The 1994-nt window shown below is 63.2% G+C and carries 2 protein-coding genes; one reads left to right on the top strand and one right to left on the bottom strand.

Annotated elements, in window-relative coordinates:
- The first annotated feature begins 88 nt into the window (after positions 1–88).
- Entirely contained in the window at positions 89–400 is a 312-nt protein-coding gene (locus tag AC3ERS_RS36510) for an EthD family reductase (protein ID WP_431972722.1), read from the top strand.
- A 335-nt stretch (positions 401–735) separates the two neighbouring features.
- Here AC3ERS_RS36510 and AC3ERS_RS36505 read toward each other — a convergent pair whose 3' ends face one another.
- The gene (locus AC3ERS_RS36505; RefSeq protein ID WP_431972721.1) at positions 736–1710 is read right to left on the bottom strand and encodes a hypothetical protein; all 975 of its coding nucleotides are present in this window, start codon (positions 1708–1710) and stop codon (positions 736–738) included.
- Positions 1711–1994: the final 284 nt, after the last annotated feature.

The raw sequence follows: 1994 nt of genomic DNA, 5'->3' as shown, positions 1-1994 counted from the left end.
GCGTCCCGGTCTTTCCCTCGACCACACATCAAGCCCTAACCTGCACATATGACGATTCAACCGACCGCGGTAGATGCAGGAGGCAGTCATGCATAAGCTGCTGGTCCTATATCCCAAGCCCGCCGACCCCGACCACTTCCGCGACTACTACGTGACCAAACACCTTCCACTGGTCATAGAGATGCCCGGCCTACTTGCGTGGCGCTACAGCTTCGACGTGGCGGCGACCAACGGAGAAGCGCCGTATTTCGCGGTCTTCGAAGCCGACTACGCTGACGCCGCCGCCATGGCCGCGGCGTCGGCGTCGCCGCAAGGCCAGCGGGCGGCCGCCGATGTCGTCAACTACGCCACCGGCGGTGCGGTCATCATCCACTATCCGGTGCAGGAGGGCACCGACTGAGGCAGGACGGCACGCTCCGGGACGCGTTCGGTCGGCCGTTGCGGCCAGGTCCGGCTCTCGGCGGAACGCCGTTCGCGGTTGCCGGTTCGTTGAGCGTCAAAGGTGGGCCGATGTCCTGGCCGGATGTCACGGTGGTTGATGCGCGCGTGCGGCTCGACGGCCGGGGCGGGAGCCCGCCAACCTCGGGCAGGCCCGGCATCGCCTTTCGAAGAACGGTCCAAGCGTTCCGAACCCAGTAAGGAATTCTGACTGTCAGCGGCAATATGGTGCGTTTGGCCGACCCAGATGTGCGGACATCCAGATCAGCGACGGCTATCAAACACCCTGCCAGCGCGTTAGTCGCTACGAGATACCGTGCCCTGAATCTGAGACGTGCTCGTTCCGCCGTAATCCGCATATTTGTAGGTCGCCGAAACCACCCGGCTACTGCCAGCCTCACAATTCGGAACGCGCAGGTGAGTAAACGCGAACTCGTTGCCTGTACCAGGCTGATACAGCATCACTTCGGTTCCCGGCGGACCCGACCGTAATGGCAGCTCGTCTCGGAACGAGATCGCGGTCGGCGGGGTAGTTTCGACGCTGCCTGTGCCGTTACGCAGTGTGACCACGACCCCGAACACGTTGTCAGGCACATCCTTCGGCGGATACGACTGTGTCGCGCCGCCTGTGTAGACGGTCGTCTGTCCCTCGTCGGTCCAGTCCGACAAGTTCCTGCCGCAATGGGCGTCGGTGACGAGCCGAGCCAGGACACCGGACGGGGTGCCGCTGCCCGCGATCAGCGGCGGAATCGTGACCACCACACTGACGAGAATGGCAACTACCAGCACTGCTCCGCCTCGCATCGAGGCGGCGCGCGTCCGACCGGATCGGTTGCCATACAAGTGCAAGAAGGCTGCCGCGAACGCTGCGGCAAGTGCGAAGCACGCCGCGACGATGCTCGTGTCGAGGTGTCCGGATAACTCCGGCTTGTAATCGGACAAGTACAGCTCGGTCCCCACCCACTGAGCGAACAAACTGGCAACTACCCCACCCGCGATGGTGCCGCCAGGCGCGAACCGGTATGGCATCAGCCCGAAAATGCCAGTGACGACCAGCACCGGGCTAATCACAAGCAGGAACGGCCAATAGACCATGAGGTTGGCCGCGAAGCGGCCGCCCGCTTCGAACTCGAACCGTGGATCCGATCCCGGCTCCGAGTACAGTCCGAGCCCGATCGCCACCCACGCCACAGCCAGCACGCCGACGGCAACAACATGCAATAGGTACGCGAGACGGTTCAAGCGATTCCACGATGGATCACGAGCAAACACGCGGTCACTGTATCGACCAGTTGCGTCCGATCCGGTTACCAAATGTGGAGAAATCGTGTGGGTCCGGTAGGAGACTCCGAAGTCGCGGAGCCCGAACCCATTCAGAGGGCGTCGCGAGTGCAGCAGGATCGGCGGCAATTCAGGTATGCCCAGCGCGGGCCGAGGGCACCGACAATGGTGTTCGCCTCATGTCTTGGGCGGCACAGCGAATGCAGGTTGTTCGGGTCGTAGCGCTCGCCACCCATGCCCCTAGCCCTTTGAACATCCTCAACTCGGCAGAGGCG

The sequence above is a fragment of the Nocardia sp. bgisy134 genome, from assembly GCF_057708325.1.
The sequence above is the reverse complement of the archived record's forward strand: the minus strand, read 5'-3'. Positions and strand labels throughout refer to the sequence as shown.

What these genes read in the sequence shown, in the direction of transcription:
- AC3ERS_RS36510 (WP_431972722.1), top strand. Translation starts at nt 89, where the DNA reads ATGCATAAGCTGCTGGTCCTATATCCCAAGCCCGCCGACCCCGACCAC.